General features: G+C 70.4%; 16 protein-coding genes and 1 tRNA gene. 9 read left to right on the forward strand and 8 right to left on the reverse strand.

The features are described 5' to 3' along the window. Window positions 1-225 precede the first annotated feature (225 nt). The 4 genes from ACFWWR_RS00285 to ACFWWR_RS00300 all read right to left on the reverse strand — a co-directional run bounded on the left by ACFWWR_RS00285 (window position 226) and on the right by ACFWWR_RS00300 (window position 6,851). Complete coding sequence (locus ACFWWR_RS00285; protein WP_383878532.1) at window positions 226-1,614, reverse strand: OFA family MFS transporter; 1,389 nt, start codon at window positions 1,612-1,614, stop codon at window positions 226-228. 144 nt (window positions 1,615-1,758) lie between these two features. Continuing rightward, the gene (locus ACFWWR_RS00290; protein WP_384301126.1) at window positions 1,759-3,903 is read right to left on the reverse strand and encodes an acetate--CoA ligase family protein; all 2,145 of its coding nucleotides are present in this window, start codon (window positions 3,901-3,903) and stop codon (window positions 1,759-1,761) included. A 4-nt stretch (window positions 3,904-3,907) separates the two neighbouring features. Continuing rightward, window positions 3,908-5,158: a formyl-CoA transferase gene (gene frc, locus ACFWWR_RS00295; protein ID WP_383874534.1), complete on the reverse strand. Its 1,251-nt coding sequence runs from the start codon at window positions 5,156-5,158 to the stop codon at window positions 3,908-3,910. 10 nt (window positions 5,159-5,168) lie between these two features. Then, window positions 5,169-6,851 carry a thiamine pyrophosphate-binding protein gene (locus ACFWWR_RS00300; RefSeq protein ID WP_383874536.1) on the reverse strand — a complete coding sequence of 561 codons (1,683 nt, stop codon included), beginning with the start codon at window positions 6,849-6,851 and terminating at the stop codon, window positions 5,169-5,171. A gap of 144 nt (window positions 6,852-6,995) precedes the next feature. Between ACFWWR_RS00300 and sucC the strand changes: the two genes are divergently transcribed. The 3 genes from sucC (at window position 6,996) to ACFWWR_RS00315 (ending at window position 10,671) form a co-directional block, all read left to right on the forward strand. Beyond that, window positions 6,996-8,126, forward strand: coding sequence for an ADP-forming succinate--CoA ligase subunit beta (sucC, locus tag ACFWWR_RS00305; protein WP_384301128.1), 1,131 nt, complete (start codon window positions 6,996-6,998; stop codon window positions 8,124-8,126). Between the two features lie 11 nt (window positions 8,127-8,137). Further along, window positions 8,138-9,016, forward strand: coding sequence for a succinate--CoA ligase subunit alpha (gene sucD, locus ACFWWR_RS00310; protein ID WP_383874540.1), 879 nt, complete (start codon window positions 8,138-8,140; stop codon window positions 9,014-9,016). A 113-nt stretch (window positions 9,017-9,129) separates the two neighbouring features. Then, complete coding sequence (locus ACFWWR_RS00315; protein ID WP_384301130.1) at window positions 9,130-10,671, forward strand: aldehyde dehydrogenase family protein; 1,542 nt, start codon at window positions 9,130-9,132, stop codon at window positions 10,669-10,671. Between the two features lie 317 nt (window positions 10,672-10,988). Here ACFWWR_RS00315 and ACFWWR_RS00320 read toward each other — a convergent pair whose 3' ends face one another. After that, the gene (locus ACFWWR_RS00320; RefSeq protein ID WP_384301132.1) at window positions 10,989-12,317 is read right to left on the reverse strand and encodes a DUF2254 domain-containing protein; all 1,329 of its coding nucleotides are present in this window, start codon (window positions 12,315-12,317) and stop codon (window positions 10,989-10,991) included. A 141-nt stretch (window positions 12,318-12,458) separates the two neighbouring features. On the opposite strand from ACFWWR_RS00320, the gene ACFWWR_RS00325 reads away from it, so the two are divergent. Next, window positions 12,459-12,546 (forward strand) — tRNA-Leu (locus ACFWWR_RS00325). A gap of 120 nt (window positions 12,547-12,666) precedes the next feature. Further along, a complete protein-coding gene (locus ACFWWR_RS00330; RefSeq protein WP_383874546.1) occupies window positions 12,667-13,500 on the forward strand; it encodes a DUF429 domain-containing protein in 834 nt (277 codons plus the stop codon). Between the two features lie 19 nt (window positions 13,501-13,519). Here ACFWWR_RS00330 and ACFWWR_RS00335 read toward each other — a convergent pair whose 3' ends face one another. From ACFWWR_RS00335 to ACFWWR_RS00345, 3 genes are all read right to left on the reverse strand, one after another. Next, on the reverse strand, window positions 13,520-16,177 hold the full coding sequence (locus tag ACFWWR_RS00335; RefSeq protein ID WP_384301134.1) for a hypothetical protein: 2,658 nt from the start codon (window positions 16,175-16,177) through the stop codon (window positions 13,520-13,522). Continuing rightward, the gene (locus ACFWWR_RS00340) at window positions 16,174-17,664 is read right to left on the reverse strand and encodes a hypothetical protein (RefSeq protein ID WP_384301136.1); all 1,491 of its coding nucleotides are present in this window, start codon (window positions 17,662-17,664) and stop codon (window positions 16,174-16,176) included. Before ACFWWR_RS00340 ends, ACFWWR_RS00335 begins: the two co-directional genes overlap by 4 nt. Window positions 17,665-17,993: 329 nt before the next feature. Then, window positions 17,994-18,662, reverse strand: a complete 669-nt coding sequence (locus ACFWWR_RS00345) for a TetR/AcrR family transcriptional regulator (protein ID WP_384301138.1) — start codon at window positions 18,660-18,662, stop codon at window positions 17,994-17,996. Window positions 18,663-18,885: 223 nt separating this feature from the next. On the opposite strand from ACFWWR_RS00345, the gene ACFWWR_RS00350 reads away from it, so the two are divergent. From ACFWWR_RS00350 to ACFWWR_RS00365, 4 genes are read left to right on the forward strand one after another with little or no spacing between them, the layout of a single operon-like run. Beyond that, entirely contained in the window at window positions 18,886-19,446 is a 561-nt protein-coding gene (locus ACFWWR_RS00350) for a 2Fe-2S iron-sulfur cluster-binding protein (RefSeq protein ID WP_383874553.1), read from the forward strand. After that, window positions 19,443-20,435: an FAD binding domain-containing protein gene (locus tag ACFWWR_RS00355; RefSeq protein WP_384301140.1), complete on the forward strand. Its 993-nt coding sequence runs from the start codon at window positions 19,443-19,445 to the stop codon at window positions 20,433-20,435. Before ACFWWR_RS00350 ends, ACFWWR_RS00355 begins: the two co-directional genes overlap by 4 nt. Continuing rightward, the gene (locus ACFWWR_RS00360; RefSeq protein ID WP_384301142.1) at window positions 20,432-22,558 is read left to right on the forward strand and encodes a xanthine dehydrogenase family protein molybdopterin-binding subunit; all 2,127 of its coding nucleotides are present in this window, start codon (window positions 20,432-20,434) and stop codon (window positions 22,556-22,558) included. The genes ACFWWR_RS00355 and ACFWWR_RS00360 overlap by 4 nt, the downstream gene beginning before the upstream one ends. Then, on the forward strand, window positions 22,551-23,774 hold the full coding sequence (locus ACFWWR_RS00365) for an XdhC family protein (protein WP_383874559.1): 1,224 nt from the start codon (window positions 22,551-22,553) through the stop codon (window positions 23,772-23,774). Before ACFWWR_RS00360 ends, ACFWWR_RS00365 begins: the two co-directional genes overlap by 8 nt. Window positions 23,775-23,881 lie beyond the last annotated feature (107 nt).

The following is a 23,881-nucleotide window of genomic DNA, read 5'->3' on the forward strand; positions in this document are numbered from 1 at the left end:
ACACCCCCCCTACCACCCGCGCTCCCAGTTCTACCAACCTTATCCCCTGGTGGGGCCCCCCCCCCGGCTTGGGGGTCGGCCCGCCTCACGAACGCCGTACCGGCGTCAGCCTGCCGCTTACGGCTGCGGCCGCGCGGACCGCGTGAAGACACCGAGGGTCATCATGGCGATCCACGACAGATACACCACGAAGAGCTGTTCCGGGCGACGGGGTCAGCCCTCATGTCACGCCATCTCCTCGCCGAGCGGGTGCGGGTTGGGAGCGATGCGCTTGGCCTCGGGCCTGCCCGGTGCCTTCAGGAAGAGCGCCAGTACCGCGGAGGCCAGACCGATGCAGCCCGCTATGACGAACGCGCCCTCGTAGTCCCACACGTTGACCACGACCGCGCCCATCCCGGATCCCACGAGCCCCGAGATCAGCTTCGAGCTGTAGACCATGCCGTAGTTGGAGGCGTTGTTGTTCTCCCCGAAGTAGTCCGCGGTCATCGCCGCGAACAGGGGGAAGATCGCGCCGCCGCCGAAGCCGGAGACCATGGAGCAGAACAGGAAGAACGGCATGCTGCCCATCTGGCCGGAGATCAGCACACCGAACTGCGCGGTCCCCAGCACCAGACACACGATGATCAGTGTGTGGCGGCGCCCGAACTTGTCGGAGATCCAGCCGATGACCCCGCGCCCCGTTCCGTTGACGATGGCCTTCAGCGACATCGCCGTGGCCACGATCCCGCCCGCGAAGCCCATGTCCTTGCCGAACGGCACCTGGAAGGCGATACCGAAGATGTTGATGCCGGCCGTGCACAGGAGACAGAACCACATCATCCACAGCACGGGCGTACGGGCGGCCTCCTTGGGGGTGTACTGCTTGACCGCCGGCGGGTTCTTCTCCAGTGCCCGCCGGATCTTCGGGTCGTCGGTCTGCCGCAGCGGGTCGACGTGCGCGGGCCACCAGTTCTTCGGCGGATCCTTGAAGAACCACCCGGCGAACGCGACGACCGTGCAGCAGACGATGCCCACCATCACCAGGACGACCTCGTAGTTGCTCAGGTCCATGTACGAGGTGAACAGGAAGACGAAGGGCACCGAGCCGTAGGCGAAACCGCCGTTGACCATGCCGGTCTTGCCGCCCTTGCGCTCCGGATACCACTTGCCGACCATGTTCACGCAGGTCGCGTAGACGAGACCGGCGCCGATGCCGCTGAACATGCCGAATCCGATGTATGCGACGATCACGTGCGGCGCGAACGCCAGCGAGAGATAGCCGCAGACCGTGCCGAACGCGCCGAGCATCATCGCGTACCGCGCGGGGAGCCTGCCGCTCTCCCGCAGCTGCCCGGCGGGGAAGGCGACAGCGGCCTGGAAGAACACCCAGACGCCCATCAGCCAGAAGATGTGCCCGTTGTCCCACAGGTGCGCCTCGTGCAGGGTGTCCTCGGCGGAGGTGAACGCGTACTCCGAGGAGCTGATCCCCATCATGCCGATCCACGGGAAGAGCACCATGGTCCATCGTGGCCGGCCCATGATGTCCCGGTCGGTCTCGCCGATCCGGTACAGGCGGCCGTTGCGGTCCGTCACCTCCCTGTAGGGGACGGAGGTCGAGAAGTCGGTGGTTGTCATGTGTGTCGCACCCCTTGCGTCGAAAGCTCTGGCCAGCGCCCCCTGTCCAATGCCTTTCGTGTGCGCACGGGCCCCGGGGCCGGGCCGCCCGGCCCCCGGGCCCGCCCCCCCCCCCCCGCCGGCCGGCCCCCGCACCGGGTCACCTCATGAACCGCCCCCCAACAGTCCCGCCGCCCGCGCCCAGCGGTACTTGGCGCCGAGTACGGCCACCGGCTTCTCGGTCGTGTACGGGTACGCCACGACTCCGCGCTCGTAGAGGTACTGGCAGGCCTCCTCGACCTCCACGTCGCCGGCGAGCGACGCCACCACCGGCTTCTCGATGCCGCGCTTCCGGAACTCGGCCACCACGCGCGCGGTGAGCTCCGCGAAGACCATCGGGGGAGTGACGATGGTGTGCCAGTAGCCGAGGACCAGTGAGTGGATGCGCGGGTCCTCCAGACCCAGCCGGATCGTCGCCTCGTACGTCGACGGCGGCTCGCCCCCGGTGATGTCCACCGGGTTGCCCGCGGCCCCGAAGGGCGGGATGAACTTCCGGAAGGACGCGTCCAGGTCCGGCGGGATCTCCATCAGGGTCAGGCCGTTGTCGGTGACCGCGTCGGACAGCAGCACACCGCTGCCGCCCGCCCCGGTGATGATCACGACGTTGTCGCCCTGCGGGGTGGGAAGGACCGGCAACGCGCGCGCGTACTCCAGCATTTCGTTCAGCCCGGGCGCCCGGATGACACCGGCCTGCCGCAGGATGTCGTCGTACACGGCGTCGTCGCCCGCCAGGGCTCCGGTGTGCGATCCGGCGGCCTTGGCGCCGGCCGCGGTACGTCCCGCCTTCAGGACGACGACCGGCTTCTTCGGTACGGTCGCCCGCGCGGCCTCGACGAAGGCGCGCCCGTCCTTGAGGTCCTCCAGGTGCATCGCGATGCACTCGGTGTGCGGGTCCTCGCCGAACCAGGTCAGCAGGTCGTCCTCGTCCAGGTCCGACTTGTTGCCGAGGCCGACGATCGCCGACACGCCCGTCCTGGTGCTCCGGGCGAAGCCCAGGACGGCCATCCCGATGCCACCGGACTGCGAGGTCAGCGCCACCCCGCCCTTGACGTCGTACGGTGTGCAGAACGTGGCGCACAGGTCCTGCCACGTCGAGTAGTAGCCGTAGATGTTCGGCCCGAGCAGCCGGACACCGTGCCGTTGGCCGATCGCCACGATCTCGTCCTGCAGGTCGTGCTCGCCGGTCTCCGCGAACCCGGAGGGGATCAGCACGGCGTTCGGGATCTTCTTGCGTCCCACCTCCTCCAGCGCCGAGGCCACGAACTTGGCGGGGATCGCGAAGACCGCCACATCCACCTCACCGGGAACGTCGGTGACACTCTTGTACGCCTTGCGGCCGAGAATGTCATCGCCCCTGGGGTTCACCGGATGGATCTCCCCGGCGAAGCCGCCGTCGATGAGGTTGCGCATCACCGAGTTGCCGATCTTGCCCTGCTCGTTGGAGGCACCGATCACCGCGACGGACGAAGGCTGCATCAGCCGGCGCATCGAGGTGAGGATCTCCTCACGGGTGTACGTCGGTCGGGGTTTCGGCAGGGACTCGGCGAGGATGACCCTGATGTCGGCCGCGATCGCGCTCTCCGGTGTGGCGATCACCGGGTTGAGGTCCACCTCGGCGATCTCCGGGAAGTCCGACACCAGTTGGGACAGCCGGCGGATCTGCTCGGCGATCGCCCACCGGTCCACGGCGGGCAGGCCGCGCACCCCGCGCAGGATCTCCGCCGCACGGATCGAGTCCAGCATGGACAGCGCCTCGTCCGCGTCCAGTGGGGCGAGCCGGAACGTGACGTCCTTGAGGACCTCTACGAGCACCCCGCCGAGCCCGAAGGCGACGACCTTCCCGAAGGTCGGGTCGGTCACCGCGCCCACGATGACCTCCTGCCCCTCGGGCAGCAGCTCCTGAACCTGTACGCCTTCGATGCGGGCGTCCGCGTCGTACGCGCGCGCGTTGTCGACGATCGTGTGGAACGCGGCCCGTACGTCGGCCGACCCCTCCACGCCCACGATCACACCGCCGGCGTCGGTCTTGTGCAGGATGTCGGGCGAGACGATCTTCATCACCACGGGCCCGCCGAAACGCGCGGCGTACGCCACCGCCTCCTCGACGTCCCTCGCCAGCTCCTCACCCGGTACGGCGATCCCGTACGCGTCGGCGATCACCTTGCCCTCGGGTGCGGTCAGCGCCGTCCGGCCCTCGGCCCGCACGGAGTCGAGAAGCGTACGCACCCTCAGGTGGCGGTCTTCGGCCATCACGTCAGATCACTCCGTTCGACTTGAGCAGGCGCAGCTCCTCGTCGCCGAGACCGAGCTCGCCGACGTAGACCTCTTCGTTGTGCTCGCCCAGCAGCGGTGAACTGCTCACCTCGACGGGCGAGTCGGAGAGCTTCAGGGGGCTGCCCACGGTCACGAACTCGCCCCGCTCGGGGTGCGGCACGGTGACGACCATCTCGTTGGCGACCAGCGACCGGTCCTCGATGATCTCCTTGGTGGACAGGATCGGCCCGCACGGGATGTTGTGCGCGTTGAGCTTCTCCAGCACCTCCCACTTGGGAAGCGTCGAGGACCACTCCTCGATCAGCTGGAACATCTTGCCCAGCTTGGGCAGGCGGGCCTCCGGCGTCGCCCACTCGGGGTCGCCGGCCAGCTCGGGCCGCCCGATGAGCTCGCTGATCGGCTGCCAGCCGACGGGCTGCACGATGACGTACACGTAGTCGTTCGGGCCGCCCGGCGCGCACTTGACCGCCCAGCCGGGCTGGCCGCCGCCGGAGGCGTTCCCGGACCGGGGAACCTCGTCGCCGAAGTCGTCGTTGGGATATTCAGCGAGCGGGCCGTGTGCCAGGCGCTGCTGGTCGCGCAGCTTCACCCGGCAGAGGTTGAGCACAGCGTGCTGCATGGCCACATTGACCCGCTGACCGCGCCCGGTGTTCTCCCGCTGGTACAGCGCCGCGAGAATCCCCGCCACGGCGTGGACGCCCGTGCCCGAGTCCCCGATCTGGGCCCCCGTCGCCAGCGGCGGCCCGTCCTCGAAACCGGTGGTCGACATCGACCCGCCCATGGCCTGAGCGACGACCTCGTAGGCCTTGAAGTTGGTGTACGGGCCGTCCCCGAACCCCTTGATGGAGGCATAGACGATCCGCGGATTGATCTCCTGGATGCGGTCCCAGGTGAAGCCCATGCGGTCGATCGCGCCCGGCCCGAAGTTCTCGACCATGACGTCGGAGCGCCGGATCAGCTCGGTGAGGATCTCCTTGCCGCGTTCGGTCTTGGTGTTGAGGGTGATGCTCCGCTTGTTGCAGTTGAGCATCGTGAAATAGAGGGAGTCGACGTCCGGGAGATCGCGCAACTGCTTGCGCGTGATGTCACCGGTCGGCGCCTCCAGCTTGACGACGTCCGCGCCGAGCCAGGCGAGCAGCTGGGTCGCGGAGGGCCCGGACTGGACGTGGGTCATGTCCAGGACGCGGATGCCTTCGAGAGCCTTGGACGGTGTTCCCGTCGTACCGGTCATGGAGGCCACCTCACTTGTACATGGTCTGGTTCATGGTTCCGGGGGCGTACGCGTCCGGGTCGACCCAGACGTTGATCAGCGACGGCTTGCCCGACTCGCGTGCGCGCCGGAGGGCCGGGCCGATGTCGGCGGGGTCGCGGACCTCCTCGCCGTAACCGCCCAGCATCTGGGCGAACTTGTCGTAGTGGACGTCGCCGAGGGTGTTGCCGACCCGCTCGCGCTCCAGGCCGTACTTGGCGGCCTGGCCGTAACGGATCTGGTTCATCGACGAGTTGTTGCCGACGATGCCGACGAAGGGGAGGTCGTAGCGGACGAGGGTCTCGAAGTCCCAGCCGGTGAGGGAGAACGCCCCGTCGCCGAAGAGGGCGACGACCTCCTTGTCGGGCCGCGCCTGCTTGGCCGCGAGCACGAAGGGGACGCCGACGCCGAGGGTGCCGAGCGGCCCCGGGTCCATCCAGTGGCCGGGTGACTTGGGCTGCACGACCTGCCCGGAGAAGGTGACGATGTCGCCGCCGTCGCCGATGTAGATCGAGTCCTCGGTGAGGAAGTCGTTGATCTCGCTGACCAGCCGGTACGGATGGATCGGTGAGGCCTCCGACTTCAGGCTCGGCAGCCGCTTCTCGATGGCGGTCTGCTCGGCCGCCCGCAGCTCGTCGAGCCACTCCTTGCGCTTCGACCCACCCCCGTTGATGCGCCCGGAGGCGGCTTCGGCCACCGACTTCAGCACCAGACCCGCGTCGCCCACGATCCCGAGGTCGATGTCGCGGTTCTTGCCGACGGTCCGGTAGTCGAGGTCGATCTGCACGACGGTCGCGTCCGGCGAGAGCCGCTTGCCGTAGCCCATGCGGAAGTCGAAGGGCGTGCCGACGATGACGATGACGTCGGCGTTGGAGAAGGCGTACCGGCGCGACAGCTGGAAGTGGTGCGGGTCGCCCGGCGGGAGGGTGCCGCGGCCGGCGCCGTTCATGTACGCCGGGATGTTCAGCGTCCGTACGAGGTCGATGGCGGCCTCGGTGCCCCGTGTCGTCCACACCTGGCTGCCGAGCAGGATGGCCGGCTTCTCCGCGTGCACGAGCAGGTCGGCGAGCTTCTCGACCGCCTCGGGGTCCCCGGCCGAGCGGGTGGAGGCGCGGTAGGCGCCTGGCTCGGGAACGCGCGCCTTGGCCACCGGCACCTTGGCGTCGAGGACGTCGCGCGGGATCTCCAGGAAGGAGGGGCCGGGCGCGCCGTGGTAGCACTCGCGGAACGCCATCGACACCATGTCCGCCGCGCGTGCCGTGTCCGGCACGGCCGCCGCGAACTTGGTGATCGGCGTCATCATGTCGACGTGCGGCAGGTCCTGAAGGGACCCCATCTTGTGCTGGGTGAGGGCCCCCTGGCCGCCGATCAGCAGCATCGGGGACTCCGCGCGGAAGGCGTTGGCGACGCCCGTGACGGCGTCGGTCGTACCGGGACCCGCGGTGACGACCGCGCAGCCGGGCTTGCCGGTGATGCGTGCGTAACCGTCGGCGGCGTGGGCGGCTACCTGTTCGTGCCGGACGTCGACGACTTCTATGCCCTCGTCGACGCAGCCGTCGTAGATGTCGATGATGTGGCCGCCGCACAGGGTGTAGATGCGGTCGACCCCCTCGGCCTTCAGCGCCTTGGCAACGAGATGACCACCGGAAATGACGTCCTGGGTGTCGTCGGGCATGGCGAAGTCCTGTCCCTTCGTAGGGGGTTGGAACGCTCTCGCGGTACATTGCATACAGTCGACGAATACTGTATGAAGCTTGTTATCCCGCATCCGGTGGGTGGTGTCCAGGGGGCGTGCGGCACTTTTCAGGCAGGAGCCGAGATGGACCTGTACGAGCACCAGGCAAGGGAACTCTTCGAGGAACACGGCATCTTGGTGCCGAGGGCGGAGGTCACCGACTCGCCCAAGGAGGCACGCGAGATCGCCCGCAGGCTGGGCGGTCGCGTCGTGGTGAAAGCCCAGGTGAAGACGGGTGGCCGGGGCAAGGCGGGCGGGGTCGGAATCGCCGCCGATCCGGCCGCCGCAGAGCTGACGGCACGTCAGATTCTCGGCATGGACATCAAGGGCCACACGGTCGGCAAGGTGATGCTGGCCCAACCCGTGGACATCGAGACCGAGTTCTACGTCTCCTACGTCCTCGACCGTGCCGCCGGCCGCTTCCTCGCGATCGCCTCGGCGGAGGGCGGCATGGAGATCGAGGAGATCGCCGCCAGTCGACCGGAGGCCGTCGCCCGTATACACATCGACCCGGCCGAGGGAGTCACCTCGGCGAAGGCGGCCGTGATCGCCGAGGCGGCGGGACTGCCGCCGCAGACCGTCGACGTCCTCGTACGGCTGTGGGAGGTACTGGTCCGGGAGGACGCCGTCCTCGTCGAGGTCAACCCGCTCGTCCGCACCGGGCAGGGGCAGATCCTCGCCCTCGACGGCAAGGTCACCCTCGACGACAACGCCCGCTTCCGACAAGCCCGTTGGGGAGCCGACGGCGCGGCGCACGAGGACCCGCTGGAGGCGGCGGCCGCCGCCAAGGGCCTCAACTACGTCAAGCTCGACGGCGAGGTCGGCATCATCGGCAACGGCGCCGGCCTGGTCATGTCGACCCTCGACGTGGTCGCCGGCTGCGGCGCCCGCCCGGCCAACTTCCTCGACATCGGCGGCGGGGCATCGGCGCAGATCATGGCCGACGGGCTGTCGGTCGTCCTCTCCGACCCGGCCGTGAAGTCCGTCTTCGTCAACGTCTTCGGCGGCATCACCGCCTGCGACGCGGTCGCCGACGGCATCGTGCGGGCCCTGGAGACCGTCCGGTTGAGCAAACCGCTCGTCGTCCGCCTCGACGGCAACAACGCGGCGCGCGGCCGCGCCGTCCTCGACGAGCACGCGCACCCGCTGGTCCAGCAGGCCACCACCATGGACGGCGCCGCCCGCCGCGCCGCCCAACTCGCCACCACAGCCTGAGGAGACGGGACATGGCGATCTATCTCACCAAGGAAAGCAAGGTCCTCGTCCAGGGCATGACCGGAGGCGAGGGCATGAAGCACACCCGGCGCATGCTCGCGGCCGGCACGAACGTCGTCGGCGGCGTCAACCCACGCAAAGCGGGCCGCACCGTGGACTTCGACGACCGTACGGTGCCCGTCTTCGGGTCGGTCGTCGACGGTATACAGGCGACCGGAGCCGACGTCACCGTCGTCTTCGTGCCCCCCGCGTTCGCCAAGGCGGCCGTCACCGAGGCCGCCGACGCCGGCGTCGCTCTCGCCGTCGTCATCACCGAGGGAATCCCGGTCCACGACTCCGTCGCCTTCACCGCGTACGCGAAGACCAAGGGAACCCGTGTCATCGGCCCGAACTGCCCGGGCCTGATCACGCCCGGCCAGTCCAACGCGGGCATCATCCCCGCCGACATCACCAAGCCGGGCCGGATCGGCCTGGTGTCCAAGTCGGGCACGCTCACCTACCAACTCATGTACGAACTCCGCGACATCGGCTTCTCGACCTGCGTCGGCATCGGCGGCGACCCCGTGGTCGGCACCACCCACATCGACTGCCTCGCCGCCTTCCAGGACGACCCCGACACCGAGACCATCGTCCTCATCGGGGAGATCGGCGGCGACGCGGAGGAACGCGCGGCCGCCTACATCCGCGAGCACGTCACCAAGCCCGTCGTCGGCTACATCGCGGGCTTCACCGCACCCGAGGGCAAAACGATGGGGCACGCGGGCGCGATCGTGTCCGGTTCGACCGGCACCGCCCAGGCCAAGAAGGCGGCGCTCGAGGCGGTCGGTGTGAAGGTCGGCAGCACGCCCACCGAGACGGCCCGCCTGGTGCTGGCCCAACTGGAGGCGTGACATCACTCATAGGTGACGTGACGTCACTTTCCGGCACCGCGAAGCCTCGATAGCGTCCTTCGCAGCCATGCACCAACCCGCCCCCGACTGTGCACCGAGAGCGGAGAACCCCGATGGCAACCACCTTCACCCTCAAATCAGGCACGTCCTGGACCGACGCCTGGCAACACTGCCTCGCCGTCGCCCCCGAGGCGTTCCGCGACGACCGTGTCCTCAACCTCTGGGACCGCGCCTGGCGGGCGGACGGCCGGGCACTGCCCGCCACCAGCCCCGTCGACGGCAGTCCGATCGCCGGCCCGCCCCGCCTGGACCGGGCCACCGCCCACCAGGCCGTACGCGCCTCGCTCGACCAGCACCGCGCCTGGCGGCACATTCCTCTCGACGAGCGGCGCGCCCGCGTCGCCGCCACCCTCGACGCCCTCACCGAGCACCGCGAACTGCTCGCCCTGCTCCTCGTCTGGGAGATCGGCAAGCCCTGGCGGCTCGCGCAGGCGGACGTCGACCGGGCCATCGACGGCGTGCGCTGGTACGTCGACGGCATCGAGCCGATGCTCGCCGGCCGGGCCCCGTTGGACGGCCCCGTGTCGAACGTCGCGAGCTGGAACTACCCGATGAGCGTGCTCGTTCACGCCTTGCTGGTGCAGGCCCTGGCAGGCAACGCGGTCATCGCCAAGACCCCGACCGACGGCGGTGTCGCCTGTCTGACGCTGGCCTGCGCGCTGGCCGCCCGCGAGGGAATTCCCGTCACCCTCGTCAGCGGCAGCGGAGGCGAGCTGTCCGAGGCGCTGGTGCGGGCGCCCGAGATCGGCTGCGTCTCCTTCGTCGGCGGCCGCGACACCGGCGCCGCGGTGGCCACGGCCGTCGCCGACCTCGGCAAACGACACATCCTCGAACAGGAAGGACTCAACACCTGGGGCATCTGGAACTGCACGGACTGGGACGCGCTCACGGCAGTCGTGCCGAAACTCTTCGACTACGGCAAGCAGCGCTGCACGGCGTACCCGCGCTTCGTCGTCCAGCGCGAGCTGTTCGACGCGTTCCTGGCGGCGTACCTCCCGGCGGTCCGCACGCTGCGGGTCGGCCACCCGCTCGCGGTCGAGCACCCCGACGACCCCTACCCGCAACTGGACTTCGGACCCGTCATCAACGCGGCCAAGGCCAAGGAACTGCGGGACCAGGTCGCCGAGGCGATGGACCGCGGGGCCGTCCCGCTGCACCGCGGCAAGCCGGCCGACGCACGGTTCCTGCCCGGCCAGGACACGTCGGCATACGTCCAACCGGTGACGCTCCTGAACCCGCCACCGTCCTCCCCGCTGCACCACGCGGAACCGTTCGGCCCGGTCGACACGATCGTCCTGGTCGACACGGAGGCGGAGCTGCTGGCCGCGATGAACGCGTCCAACGGCGCGCTGGTGGCCACCCTGTCCACGGACGACCGGGCGACCTTCGACCGACTCGCCCCGCAGATCCGGGCGTTCAAGGTCGGGCACGGCACGCCGCGTTCCCGTGGTGACCGCGACGAACTGTTCGGCGGGTTCGGTGCGTCCTGGCGGGGCGCGTTCGTCGGCGGCGAGTTGCTGGTGCGGGCCGTGACCCAGGGTCCGGTGGGGGAGCGGCTGCCCGGGAACTTCCCGGAGTATCAGCTCACGCCGTGAGAGCAGGTCGGCCGACACCGAAGCCGACCCCGAAGCCGACGTGACGAGGCATGCCCGCAGCGTCCCGTCGGCGGCCGGCTCAAACGACGACCGGTGGCCGGTGGCCGGGTGGTGTCCGCTTCCCGCGGGCGCCATCCGGTCGGCACCTCGTCGGCCGACCACCCTGCCGCGCCCTCGGGACAGGGACAAGGCGGGCTGAGCACGATGTGGTGCAGTCCGGCGTCGACAAGCGGGCCGGCCGTCTCACGCGCGGCGGCGGGTCGTCGTAGGACACAAGGACCTGCACCGAGCGCAAGACGGCACAGGAGACGGGGGTGTCAGCCGATGCCCTGACGGTCCGGCTGGAGGGCGAAGGCCCGGTCCGCGGCTTCCGGGACACCGCGCTCGACGGCCTGTGCGAGCAGTGTTCGGTGGCGCAGCAGCGGCGCCCGCCGCTCCTCGGGAGCCAGCAGCGCCAGGTCGTCGAGTCCGGCCAGCAGACGTCGCGTGACCTGCGGGTTCCCGACCGCGCAGCCCCTGATCTCGGTGAACCCCAGGTCGACCAGCTCGGTCCAGCCCGGCACGGGCCGCACGAGCCGGACCGTGCCCCGCCGGTCCCGGTGCAGCGAGGCGTCCAGCGGCCGCCGGGACAGAGCGGCCAGGAACTGCACGATCCGGTCCAGGGCCTGTACGGCCGTCGTCGGATCGTTGACCGCCGGGGACAGGGCTCTCAGCGCGATGTCGGACAGCTGGCGCAGCCCGAACCCGAGGTCCTGGTGGAAGGTTCGTTCGACTCCGACGGAGACGGCGTAGCGCAGTGCGCGGCGCGGCGGTGCCTTGCCGCCGTGCACGGCCAGCACGGGTGTGCCCGGCACGACGAAGTCCCCGGTCCGCGGAATCAGCCGGAACACGACGTCGTGCTGCCGCGCCACCCGCACCAGCCGGGCGATGTTCACGTCCCGCAGCACCCCGGCCCGCCCCTCGTGAGCGATCCGCGCGGTCTCGGGCCCGAGTGCACCGGCCTCGGCGGGAGCCGCGACCGGCATCAGCGCGGCCACCCGGAACGATTCCCCGACGATCCGGGCGATCACCTGACCGATCCGCATCAGCCGCAGTGTCGTGTTCACGTACATCACGAACAACAGCAGACTCAGTCCCACCATCACGATCGTGACGAGCGACTGGACGACGGGGACGGAGGAGACCAGGCGGGGATCGGGTTCGCTGTCGTACGAGGTCAGGACGAGCAGGGTCAGCAGGAAGGTCGAGAGGAAGACGGCGAAGGTCGCCTTGGTGATCCGGCTCCGTACGAAGATCCGCACCACCCGCGGGCTGAACTGCCCGCTCGCCATCTGCACGGCGACCAGGGAGATGCTGAAGACCACGCCGATGAAGGTCATCATCGCCGAGCTCACCGTGGTGACGACGATCTTCGCGTCCTCCGCGACCTTCAATAGCTCCCGGACCGTGTCGTACTCACGCTCGTCCTGAAGCGCCTCGACGAGCTTCGTGTCGATCTCCGCCGCCACCGCCCACACGAGAACGACACACACCATCGCCGCGGTGGGCGCGAACCAGAACGTGTCCCGCAGATGCTCCCTGAGCGGCGACAGCGCCCGCGGTCTGCGCCCGGCGGACGGGCTGTGGGTAACCATCCAGTCGCTCATGGTGAGACCTTAGATTCCCGGGCCCGGCCGGCCCGGGAGCGGCGCTCGGACGACGGATATGCAGGTGAAAGCCACTCCGAAAGCTTGGTATTGTTGTCCATGTCGCCGCGGGGAACACCCCCGCCCGGCGGCAGACACCTCGTCCGGGTGGCGGAATGGCAGACGCGCTAGCTTGAGGTGCTAGTGCCCTTTATCGGGCGTGGGGGTTCAAGTCCCCCCTCGGACACCAACGGGACGTTCACTGAATGGTCCCTACCTTCACGAGTTGCCGGTCGGGCCTTGGAGTTCACCGGTAACCCTCGCGTCGATCTTGGCACGTCAGTGGCTGGTTCTCTGGTACTACCGACGCATGGGGATTGAGCGGTTCATCGGCATCGACCTCGCCTGGGCGCAGGGCGGAGCCCGTACCAAGCCCAACGAGACCGGCGTAGCCGCCATCGACGGTCGCGGCGTGGTGATCGAATGCGGCTGGACCTTCGGCCTCGAAGAGACGATGGCGTGGCTTGCCAAGACAGCCGTCGGCGGATCCACACTGGCCTTTGTCGACGCGCCGCTGGTCGTCGACAATCCGGCCGGCCAGCGGCCCTGCGAGCGGGAAGTCGGTCAGCGGTACGGCCGGTGGAAGGTGAGCGCGAACAGCACCAACCAAAGCTCTCCCCGTCGGGCCGGAGTGCTGTTGAGGGCGTTGCTGCAGGAGTTCGGCTGGGCCTACGACGACGGCAGGGGCGGACCGCCGACGGGCGGGCTGGTCGTCTCCGAGTGCTATCCGTACACGACCTTGGTAGGAGCCTGCGAGTTGGGCTACGACCAGGAACGCCCCACCTACAAGCGCCGGCCCGCGCGAGTGCCGACGGCGCAGTGGCGAGCGGTCCGGGCGGAGGAGTGCGACAAGCTGATCGCGCGCATGGCAGGCCTGGCCACAGCCGATCCGCCCCTCCTGCTCGCCTCCCACGTGGTGTCCCGTCGGCTGCTCGACGAGCCCTCACCTCAGCTTGCAGCCGACTACAAGCATCGGGAAGACCTCATCGACGCGCTGCTCTGTGCGTGGACGGCGGCACTGTGGTCCCGGCACGGACTGGCGCGCTGCCAAGTCCTGGGAGCGGACAGCCCCCTACCCCGCGGATGTGCTCCTACCATCATCGCGCCCGCCCGCCCCGAGCAGCGGCGTGGCGGGGCGAGCTGAACCGAGGGGAGCACAGCCGTCACGTGCTCTCTGCGAACAACCGCCGAATCAACTCCGGGTAGAGCACGCCGACTTCGGTGAGAATCTTCCTCAATGCCTCGGGCGGGCCCGTTGGCAGCGGGGCCGGGGCGCCCGCCCGGCCGGGCACCGCAGAAAGGTCGCCACCGCTGAACCGTGACTCCGGTGTGGCCGGGGGACGTACCTCGTAGGTGCGCCAGACGCGCGCGGGGGGATACAGGAGGACCAGGTGGGGGGCCGCCCATGCGACGAAGGCCCAGCGGTTCCTGCTCCGGGCCCGGACGAGAACGCCGTTCGGGTGGTGCCGCCCGAGTCGGTCGGCAGCTCGGGACACCACGGGGACCGGGTTGCCGAAGGAGCCCGTGATCTCCCAGAGCCCGTCCTCGTACGAGGCCTCCCAGCCCGCCGCGGAGAGCTCCTCGACCACCTCCGCGTTGGGGTCGTCCTTCTGCGCCAGGACGATGAGCCGTTCCACCTCGCTCCAGGGAGCGACGCGGGCGAGAGCCTGCTCCGGCGGGATCATCAGATCCTCCACCTGAGCGGTCTCGGCACGCGCGATCATGTCCTTGCTGCTTTGCCACGCGCGGGCGGCCAGCACATCGTGCTCACCGCCTCCGGTGAAGGTGGCGTCCTGGCTGAGGAGCGTCATCACCACGGCAGCCACCGCGTCCAGCCGACGCCGGGTCTCGGGTGGAGCCTGCTGGTCCGCCTCGCTCGGTCCGTCTTCGGAACGGAGTGCCTCAAGAAGACCGTTGAGGCCGTCGCGCCAGCTCTGGTCGTGCTCGTCCCAGACTCCAGCTGCCAGGAGCTGGACGTACAGGTTCGCCACAGCCAGCCGTACCGGTACCGGTGCTGCGGGCGATCCGCCAGAGGCGGCGAGCGTCCCCACCCAGCGTCGGATCCAGGTGCGGCAGCGGACCCGCTGGTCAGGCGGAATGTGCGGAGCAACGGGCACGCTCGCGGTGAGAGGCTCCTCGTCCCCTGTCTCGTCCTCATATGCCTCGTCGCCCTCCGCGGCCCCGCTACCGGTGACCACCGACACGACCCATCGTGACGAAGGTGCCTGTGGCAGGCCGATCTGCAACGTACCGAACGCCAGATCGGTCAGCGGTGCTCCGATCATCCGACGGCAGTCCGCGACGTAGGCATCCCAGCGGTCGACCCCGCTCAAGGCGACCGAGCTTGCCGCAGCACCGGTCGCCGGGCTCACCCGGGGCGCGGACGTTCCGGCGGTGAGCTCGCGCAGGCGCAGCAGATCGGTCTCGAAGCGGCGCGCGGCACGCTCGTCGGCGAACAACACCTGCGCCGTGTAGTCGTACCGCAGGCGGGGCCCGCTGTCGGCTCCGTGGCGGCGTGCGCAGTGCACCGGGCTGTAGACGAAGACAACGGGCGATTCGACGGTGCTGCCGTCCGGCTGGACACAGGAGGCGCGAACCGCAGAGCCCGGAACCTCGGGCTGCGGGAAGGGAAAGGCCGATGCCCCTGGGGGGATGGAGCCGATCTTCGTCCACGAGCCCGGCGAACCGTCGGGAGACGTGCTGACCGCGACGGGTGCCGGCCGGCTGCGGGCCAGGGAGACGTGCAGGCCCTCACTGTCCGTTTTCGCCCCGAGCAGGACGAGTGCTTGGCCGTGGGAGGTGAAAGGCCGGATGGTGCGGCCCACCAGGCTCGCGAGCGGAGCGATGCGCCCTTCTTCGGGGAGCAGCGGCGAAGTGTCCGCGGCGAACACGGCGAGCTCGCAGTTGCCGCCGTCCCTCGTGCTCGTACCCAGCGCGGCGCGGGTGAGGTTGGCGCTTCCGGTGAGCGCGTAGCGCCGGCCGCCCATCTGCCATTCGATGAACTTGCCGTGGCGCATCCGCGTCTCGTCGAGAAGCCGGATCCGCGCGGAGGAGCCGCTGAGGGCCGCCTTGATCGTTCCGGCGTCGTAACTCGACCAGCGAGGCTGGATGCCGAGGGTGACACGGCGTGGGACCAAGCGGTCGACGAGCGCGCGCAAGGCGTGGCCGGCCTCGTCGACGAACGGGGCGTACGCGTGCAGTTCGTCGACGGGGCCGAGAGGCAGTTGGTCCAGCAGACTCTGGCGGAGATTGTGCAGCAGTCGGGGACCGGCTTCCGGTCCGGCAGGAGCGTTGACATGGCGTTCGGTCAGGAGAGCGGCCAGTTCCGCGAGGTGACTTGCCGACCAGGGTGCCAGGCTCACGGCAGAGGGCAGTTCGTCCAGCCAGTCGGCGAGGTCCGCCAGTAGCGCGTGGGAGTCGCCGTCCTCGGTTTCCACCACGGTCCACAGTTCGTCGTTGGACCCCCAACCGGACAGTGTCGGGTTTCCCGAGCCCACTGCCAGTCGGCAAGCGTCCTCGCCGACCAGAAGCACGACCTTGGGGTGGAAAGCGCCACGACAGGTGGCGAGACCGTGCAGATAGCTGCGGCCGGCCATGCGTACGTCGACCGGATCGTGAAGCCCTTGGGCTGCGTCACCGATCACCGCGGTGCGGGCGCCCAGGCCACGTGCGACGGGTATGGCGACCTTCTCCATGAAGGGGAGATCGACCGTGAATCCCACGAAGAGCGCTTCGTGCAGTGCTTGCCGATCGTTGCGTTCCGCCCATTCGCGCAACAGCGTGACGGGGGAGGCGAACCGGGTGTGCTGTACCGCGCTCACCGGTCCGTCTCCAGGATCCGTCGGCCGCTCGCTGTGACGGTGTGACAGCCGTCCTGGACCGCGAAGAGCCCCAACTGCTGGGCAAGGAACCCCAGTTGGGGGAGGCGTGTGCCGATTTCGGAGTCTCCTTCGTCACCCGTCTTGAAGTACCGCTCGTTGCGAAGATGCAGTCGGGAGAAGATCTTCAGCCCGCCCGTCGCCGGGTCGGTGCGCAGCTTCGCGAGGGCGACTCTGCGGGACTGGGCGAGCATGTCGTCGACCAGCCGGGCAGCCAGATCGCGCACCGGCCGCTCCATGTGGTCGTTGATGAGCCCGTCGACCCAAGTCGGGTCGAGGAACTCGGCCGAGCGCCGTTGCCGGCCCAGGAAGACGGCACGTACGTCGTCGGGCAGATGCCCTTTCCGGGACCGCAGCGCACCCACGATCAGGAGCCGCACATGTGTCATCGGGGCGTCGTCGCCCGGTGCCAGGAGCTCCCGCTCGACCGGCATCAACTGGCCTGTCGCGTTCCTGAGTGGGGGCAGATCGCTCAGCATCCTCCGCACATCCCCGTCCGGGGACTGTTGTGCCAGCCAGTCGCGCAGTTCCTCGGCCGACCGGTCGGCCTCGCCGTCCTTGGACCCGATACCGGAGACCAGCGCTGCCCACAGCCGACGCCAGGCGCCGACGGAATAGTGACGCAGCAGGGTTCCCCGCCAACCCGCCGTCTCAGGAATCGCCGCCAGGACCGGATCAGTGGTCATCTCCTCGCCGAAGGCCACGGCGGAGCGCAGAGTCTCCTGATACCCGTGGCCGTCATGGCCGTGGAGATCGATCGCCCGGGCGAGGACACGGAGGGTCGCGCGCCGGGTGCGGTCGGACGCCTCCCAATCTTCCGGTACGTGGGCTCCTCCGGCACCGGTGGCGGTCAACACCTCCGTCAGCCACGCCCGCTCGGCCGGACAGGGGACGCCGAGGGCCGCCTGTCCCGCCGTTTCCAGGTCCGCGAAGGACACGACGTCCCGCGACGCAAGGGACAGCAGCGGGGCGAAGAGCTCCTTGACGGCGGCAGAACACGCGTGCCGTCCGGGCCTGAGTGCTCCTTCCCGGACATTCACGGTGCCGAGCACCATGGCGGGCCCGCCGTACTGATCCCAAAAGCCCCAGCGACGGGGCGAGTACGACTGGTTCAGCTGCTCCTCGTCGGCAGCTCGCGCGAGTTCCAGCTCCTCCGCGCAGAAACGCCGTACCCGATCGACCCCATGAGCGGACCATGTCGCGTCGGTCTCCGCCTGGTGCTGGAGCGCCGCCAGCAGCACCTCGCCTCGGCGAACCAACCGGCGGCACGCGGTGACATCCAGGGCGTTCTGTCCGGCATGCGCCGCGATCGCCGCGTACATCGAGTGGTAACGGACGTACCGGGTCACCGTGGACACTCCGGGAACCAACCGGTCCACGGCCCGCATCACCGGGCCCTCCACCGCCAGGGGATACCGCCCCGACCGCACGCCCAATCCCTCGAGTGCCCATGCCGGCCCACGGACATCCGCTGTCACTTGCCACCCCTAGTCGGCTGCCGGAGCGTTGCATCGGCAGCGGTTGCCTGACCCTGCCTCAGGGTATGTGCTGACGCTGGACGGGAGGCCAGGACCATCGACTGGATTCGGTAAGTTGCTGAACCCCTCCACCTGACACTCCGCGCACTTCTCGGCATGCCTGGGGAGCGACTGGCTAAGGGCACGCGGTCGAGGTACTCCAGCTCACGCTGCCCGTGCGAGCGGCGGACGCAGGCGCATGCTATCGGCCGGTGATCTCGCAGCTCGTGGGAACTTCGGTGTCAATCAACCACGTTGTGGCTGGTCGAGGGATCCGGTGAGCGTCCCACCGACGACCACCGGGGCCCCTGTTCACCTGGGGAGGGGTCTTTTGCATTTCCGGGTGCCCCCGTCCGCAGCCCGTCCATGACGAGGTCCAGGAGCCGGGCGGTGCGCCGCTGCCAGTCCCCGCGGGGGTCGATCTGCCAGAGGCCGGCTATGGCGAGAAGGAAGTCGTCCGAGGTGACGCCCGGACGGATGGCGCCGTCGTCCTCGCACGCGCGGAGCAGGAGTTCGGCCGCGGCCGTCACGGGGGCGTGGCCGGGTTTCGCCGGGCCGTGCGATGCGCTCATGGCGTGGCGGATCGCCTCCGCCATGCCCGCCTTGGCCATCGCGAACTGTGCGAGCCGGTCCATCCACTCCCGCAGCGCCCGGTCGGGGGAGCGGGTCCCGAGCAGCTGGGCCGCGGCGTCGGCGACCTGCTGCGTCTCGTAGCGGTAGACCTCCAGTACGAGCGCCTCGCGGTTGGGGAAGTTCCGGTAGAAGGTGCCCTGTCCGACGCCCGCCTTCTTCGCGATCGCGCTCAGCGGGGCGTCCGCGGAGCGGGTCAGCTCGGCCAGGGCCACTTCCAGGATGCGCTCGCGGTTGCGTTGCGCGTCCGACCGCAGAGGTGCGTCCCTCTTCTGCTCCATTCGCCCTCCTCGTGCTCCTCGGGCGTCACGGCCGAAACCCGTCCTTGATAACCGGACAGCTGTCCACTACGTTCGGACGAAAGCGGACAGCTGTCCATTTGAGCCCACTCTAGCGCCGGCCGCCCGGCCGTCCCACCCCGCGTCCATCCGATCGCGTCTCCTGACTCGGTTGCCTGACCGGAGCGTCCCGCGATGTGCTCCGATACGCGAAAGAAGGCTGATCATGGCCCCAGTCCCATCGTCGACGTACAGCGCCATCACCCTGAAGATCAACGGAGAGAAGCACGCGCTGTCCGTCGACCACCGCACCACCCTGCTCGACGCCCTGCGCGAGCGCCTCGACCTGACGGGCACCAAGAAGGGCTGCGACCAGGGACAGTGCGGTGCCTGCACCGTCCTGATCGACGGCCGCCGGGCCGTGTCCTGCCTGCAACTCGCGGTGGCGGCAGAGGGGCGCGAGGTCACCACCGTCGAAGGCCTCGCCGAGAGCGAGCAACTCCACCCGGTACAGCAGGCGTTCCTCGACCTCGACGGCTACCAGTGCGGCTACTGCACGCCGGGCCAGATCTGTTCGGCCGTCGCGGTGATCGAGGAACACGCGGCGGGCTGGCCGAGCGCCGTCACCGACGACGTCCGTCCCGAGGCGGGAGTGCCACCGCTGAGTGCCGACGAGATCCGGGAGCGGATGAGCGGCAACCTGTGCCGCTGCGGCGCGTACGTGTCCATCGTCCAGGCGGTCGCCCGCGCCGCCGAGGCGCGGGTGGCCGAGGAGGCAGCCGTATGAGGGAGTTCGGATATCAGCGGGCGTTCGACGTCTCGGGTGCGGTCGCCCTGCTCGGCGACGATCCCGACGCGCGCTTCCTCGGAGGCGGCACCAACCTCGTCGACCTGATGAAGACCGGAGTCGAGCGACCCGCCCGGCTCGTGGACGTCCGCGAACTCCCGCTGGACGACATCGAGTCGACGGCGGACGGCGGTCTGCGCATCGGCGCGACCGTCACCAACAGCGACCTCGCCGCCCACCCCGAAGTCCGTCGCCGCTACCCGGCGTTGACGCAGGCGGTGCTGGCCGGTGCCTCGGGGCAGTTGCGCAACATGGCCACCGTCGGCGGGAACCTGCTGCAGCGCACCCGCTGCGGCTACTTCGCCGACGTGACCAAACCCTGCAACAAACGCGTCCCCGGCAGCGGTTGCCCCGCCGTCGAGGGCGAGCACCGCAACCACGCGATCCTCGGCGCCTCCGAGCACTGCGTGGCCGTCCACCCTTCCGACATGGGCGTGGCGCTGACGGCCTTGGACGCGGTCGTCCGCTACGAAACGACCGACGGACCGGGCGAGTTGCCGCTCGCGGAGTTCTATCTGCCGGTGGGGGACACCCCGCACCTGGAGACCGCTCTGCCGCCGGGTGCGTTGATCACCGGTATCGCCCTTCCGCCGACACCCGCTGCCGCCAACTCCCGCTACCGGAAGGTGCGTGAGCGCGCCTCGTACGCCTTCGCCATCGGCGCGATCGCCGCCGCGCTCGACGTGCGGGACGGCGTCGTCCGCGAGGTGCGTCTCGCCTTCGGGGCGGTCGCGTCCCGGCCGTGGCGGGCCCGGGCGGCCGAACGCGTGCTCACCGGCGCGGCGGCCGACGCCGAGACCTTCGCCGCCGCCGCGGACGCCGAACTGGCAGCCGCCGAGCCGCTTCGCGACAACGAATACAAGGTGACGCTGATGCGCAACCTCGTGGTGGCCGTGCTGACCGAACTCGCCGAGGAGGCGACCCGATGACGACGTCCACCACCAGGGCCGGCACCTTCAAGGGCGCCGTCGGCAGCGCCCACACTCGCGTGGAGGGCCGGGACAAGGTCACCGGGGCGGCCCGCTACGCGGGCGAGATCCCCTTCGCCGAACTCGCCCACGGCTGGCTGGTGTTGTCCACCGTCGCCCGGGGCCGCATCCGCTCGGTGGAGGACGCCCCCGTCCTCGCGATGCCGGGCGTGGTCGCCGTCCTGCACCACGGCAACGCCCCGCGCGTCGACACCGACTACGTCGGCCTGCTGGGTCTCCCGGACCGGACCGCTGCCGTCTTCCAGCACGACCGGGTGCCGCACATGGGCTGGCCGGTCGCCCTGGTGGTCGCCGACACCTCCGAACAGGCCAGGGAAGCCGCCGAAGCGCTCGTCGTGCACTACGAACAGGAACCCCACGACGTCGACTTCGCGGCCGAACACCCGGACGCCTACCCGCTCGACTCCCACGGGCCTGCCGTGGCGGAGAAGGGGGACCTGGGGGCCGAACTCGCCGCGTCCGCCGTCGTCGTGGACGCGGAGTACACCACCCCGGAGGAGCACCACAACCCGATGGAGCCGCACGCGGCGGCGGCCCGGTGGGACGGTGGCCGCCTCGAAGTCGTCGACTCCAACCAGGGAACCATGTGGGTGGCGAGCGAACTGGCGAAGCTGTTCTCGCTCGATCCGGCCTCGGTGCGGGTACGGTCCGAACACGTCGGCGGCGGCTTCGGCAGCAAGGGCGTCCGCGCCCACCAGGTGGCCGCCGTGATGGCCGCGACCGTCCTGCGGCGCCCCGTCCGAGTCGTCATGACGCGGCGTCAGATGTTCTCGCTCGCCGGGTACCGCAGCCCCACCCGGCAGCGCCTCAGGCTCGGCGCCGACGCCGAGGGCCGGCTGCGCGCGCTGGAACACCGCTGCCTGAGCCTCACCTCGACCGTGCACGAGTTCATCGAGGCGGGCGCCGGACCCGCCCGGACGATGTACGACGCCGACGCCCACCACACCGCCAACCGGGTCGTACGACTCGACGTGCCCACCCCGACGTGGATGCGGGCGCCGGGCGAGGCGCCGGGGTCGTTCGCGCTGGAGTCCGCCCTCGACGAACTCGCCGAGAAGTGCGGTCTCGACCCGATCGAACTGCGCGCCCGCAACGAACCCGACCGCGGCCCGATCTCCCAACTGCCCTTCAGCGGCCGCAACCTGCTCGCCTGCTTCCGGGAGGGCGCCCGCCGGTTCGGCTGGGCGGACCGGGACCCGCGCCCCGGCCTGCGCCGGGACGGACGCTGGCTGCTCGGCACCGGCACGGCGGCGGCCTCCTTCCCCGTCGGCGCCGCCCCCTCCACGGCAGCCGTGACGGCCGAGGCGGACGGCACCTACACCGTGCGGGTCAACGCGGCGGACATCGGAACCGGAGCCCGGACCGCGCTCACCCTGGTCGCCGCGGACGCGCTCCAGGCGGCGCCGGAGCGGGTCCGGGTGCGCATCGGGGACAGCGACCTCGGGGCCGCGTTCATCGCCGGCGGTTCGATGGGCACCCGCTCCTGGTCGTGGGCGGTCACGGCCGCGGCCGGAGAACTGCGGGAACGGCTCGCCCTCGGCGCCGCCGTCCCGCCCGAGGGCATCACCGTACGGTCCGACACCACCGAGGCCGTCGGCGCCCTCGCCCGCAAGGAACGGCACTCCTTCGGCGCCCAGTTCGCCGAGGTCGCCGTCGACCCCGCCACCGGCGAGGTACGGGTGCGCCGCATGCTCGGCATCTTCGCGGCCGGCCGGATCATCAACCCGCTCACCGCGCGGGGCCAGTTCATCGGCGGAATGACCTGGGGCATCTCCATGGCCCTGCACGAGGAGGCCGTACGTGACCACGCCACGGGCGGCCACTACGGCGCCGACCTCGCGGGCTACCACGTCGCCGCGCACGCCGACGTCCCGGCCGTCGAGGCCGACTGGGTCGACGACCCCGATCCGGACGACCCGGTCGGCATCAAGGGCATCGGCGAGATCGGCATCGTGGGCGCGGCGGCGGCCGTCGCCAACGCGGTGTGGCACGCCACCGGCGTACGCCACCGCGACCTGCCGATCCGGCCCGACCGCGTCCTGGCCGCAGGCCGCCATGCTTGACCTCGCCTCCGAGCTGCACCGCTGGGCCGAGGAGGGGCGCGAGTTCGCCGTCGCCACCGTCGTGGCCGTCGGCGGCAGCGCGCCTCGCGGCCCCGGCGCCGCCCTCGCCGTGGACCGCGAGGGCACGGTGATCGGCTCGGTCTCCGGCGGCTGCGTGGAGGGTGCGGTGTACGACTTGTGCGTGCAGGCACTCGAGGGCGGAGGGGACGGTGAGACGGTCGTCGAACGCTTCGGCTACAGCGACGAGGACGCCTTCGCCGTCGGTCTGACCTGCGGCGGGGTCATCGACATCATGATCACGCCAGTCGCCGTGGACGCCCCCGCCCGAGCCGTGCTGCGGTCGGCGCTGTCCGCCGCGGCCCGCGGCGAGCCCACGGCCGTCGCCCGGGTGGTCCGCGGTCCGGCCGACCTCCTGGGCGGGGCGCTGCTCGTGCGGGCGGACGGGTCGTTCGAGGTCGGCTCGGGCGGGTTGTCCGGGGGTGGGCCGGGCGGGTCGTGCGGGGGCGGCCCGGGCGCGTCGTACGAAGGCGGACTCGGTGGCGCGCCGGAGCTGGACCGGGCGGCGGCCGCCGAGGCCCGGGCTCTGCTGGAGGCCGGCCGTACCGGCACGGTCGAGCTGTCGGAGGACGGCTCGCACTGCCCCGGCGGCCTGACCCTGCTCGTCGAGTCGAGCGTGCCACCGCCCCGCATGATCGTCTTCGGTGCGATCGACTTCGCGGCGGCGCTGGTGCGCGCCGGCAAGTTCCTCGGGTATCACGTGACCGTGTGCGACGCCCGCCCCGTCTTCGCCACCCGGGCCCGCTTCCCCGAGGCCGACGACATCGTCGTCGACTGGCCGCACCGCTATCTGCGGCGTACCGCGACCGACGCGCGCACCGTGCTGTGCGTGCTCACCCACGATGCCAAGTTCGACGTACCGCTGCTGCAGGAGGCCCTGCGGATGCCGGTCGCGTTCGTCGGCGCGATGGGCTCGCGCCGCACCCATGCCGAGCGGGAGCGGCGACTGCGCGAAGTCGGCCTGTCAGCGGCGGAGTTGGCCAGGCTCCGGTCGCCGATCGGGCTCGACCTCGGCGCGCGTACGCCCGAGGAGACCGCCCTGTCCATCGCGGCGGAGATCGTCGCGGCCCGGCGGGGCGGGACGGGCGTGCCGCTGACCGGGTCGGGGACGCCGATACACCGTGACGGGGGAGAGGAGAGCGCGGTGGCGGCAGCCTGACGGCCGGATACGGGTTCGAGTGGTAGGTCCGTTCGAGTGGTAGGGCCCCGGAGACGGGCGTAGCGTCGAACGGTGACCAGCAGTGGACGCGAAAGTCCACTGCCCCT

Origin of the sequence: Streptomyces sp. NPDC058678 (assembly GCF_042714835.1) — a bacterium.
Classification (GTDB): domain Bacteria; phylum Actinomycetota; class Actinomycetes; order Streptomycetales; family Streptomycetaceae; genus Streptomyces.

Bases quoted from the DNA above. Each gene is read 5' to 3' on its own strand.
- ACFWWR_RS00285 (WP_383878532.1), bottom strand. From the start codon at position 1,614: ATGACAACCACCGACTTCTCGACCTCCGTCCCCTACAGGGAGGTGACG.
- ACFWWR_RS00330 (WP_383874546.1), top strand. From the start codon at position 12,667: ATGGGGATTGAGCGGTTCATCGGCATCGACCTCGCCTGGGCGCAGGGC.
- ACFWWR_RS00320 (WP_384301132.1), bottom strand. From the start codon at position 12,317: ATGAGCGACTGGATGGTTACCCACAGCCCGTCCGCCGGGCGCAGACCG.
- ACFWWR_RS00315 (WP_384301130.1), top strand. From the start codon at position 9,130: ATGGCAACCACCTTCACCCTCAAATCAGGCACGTCCTGGACCGACGCC.
- ACFWWR_RS00345 (WP_384301138.1), bottom strand. From the start codon at position 18,662: ATGGAGCAGAAGAGGGACGCACCTCTGCGGTCGGACGCGCAACGCAAC.
- ACFWWR_RS00350 (WP_383874553.1), top strand. From the start codon at position 18,886: ATGGCCCCAGTCCCATCGTCGACGTACAGCGCCATCACCCTGAAGATC.
- frc (WP_383874534.1), bottom strand. From the start codon at position 5,158: ATGACCGGTACGACGGGAACACCGTCCAAGGCTCTCGAAGGCATCCGC.
- ACFWWR_RS00355 (WP_384301140.1), top strand. From the start codon at position 19,443: ATGAGGGAGTTCGGATATCAGCGGGCGTTCGACGTCTCGGGTGCGGTC.
- ACFWWR_RS00365 (WP_383874559.1), top strand. From the start codon at position 22,551: ATGCTTGACCTCGCCTCCGAGCTGCACCGCTGGGCCGAGGAGGGGCGC.
- ACFWWR_RS00360 (WP_384301142.1), top strand. From the start codon at position 20,432: ATGACGACGTCCACCACCAGGGCCGGCACCTTCAAGGGCGCCGTCGGC.
- ACFWWR_RS00300 (WP_383874536.1), bottom strand. From the start codon at position 6,851: ATGCCCGACGACACCCAGGACGTCATTTCCGGTGGTCATCTCGTTGCC.
- sucC (WP_384301128.1), top strand. From the start codon at position 6,996: ATGGACCTGTACGAGCACCAGGCAAGGGAACTCTTCGAGGAACACGGC.
- sucD (WP_383874540.1), top strand. From the start codon at position 8,138: ATGGCGATCTATCTCACCAAGGAAAGCAAGGTCCTCGTCCAGGGCATG.
- ACFWWR_RS00290 (WP_384301126.1), bottom strand. From the start codon at position 3,903: ATGGCCGAAGACCGCCACCTGAGGGTGCGTACGCTTCTCGACTCCGTG.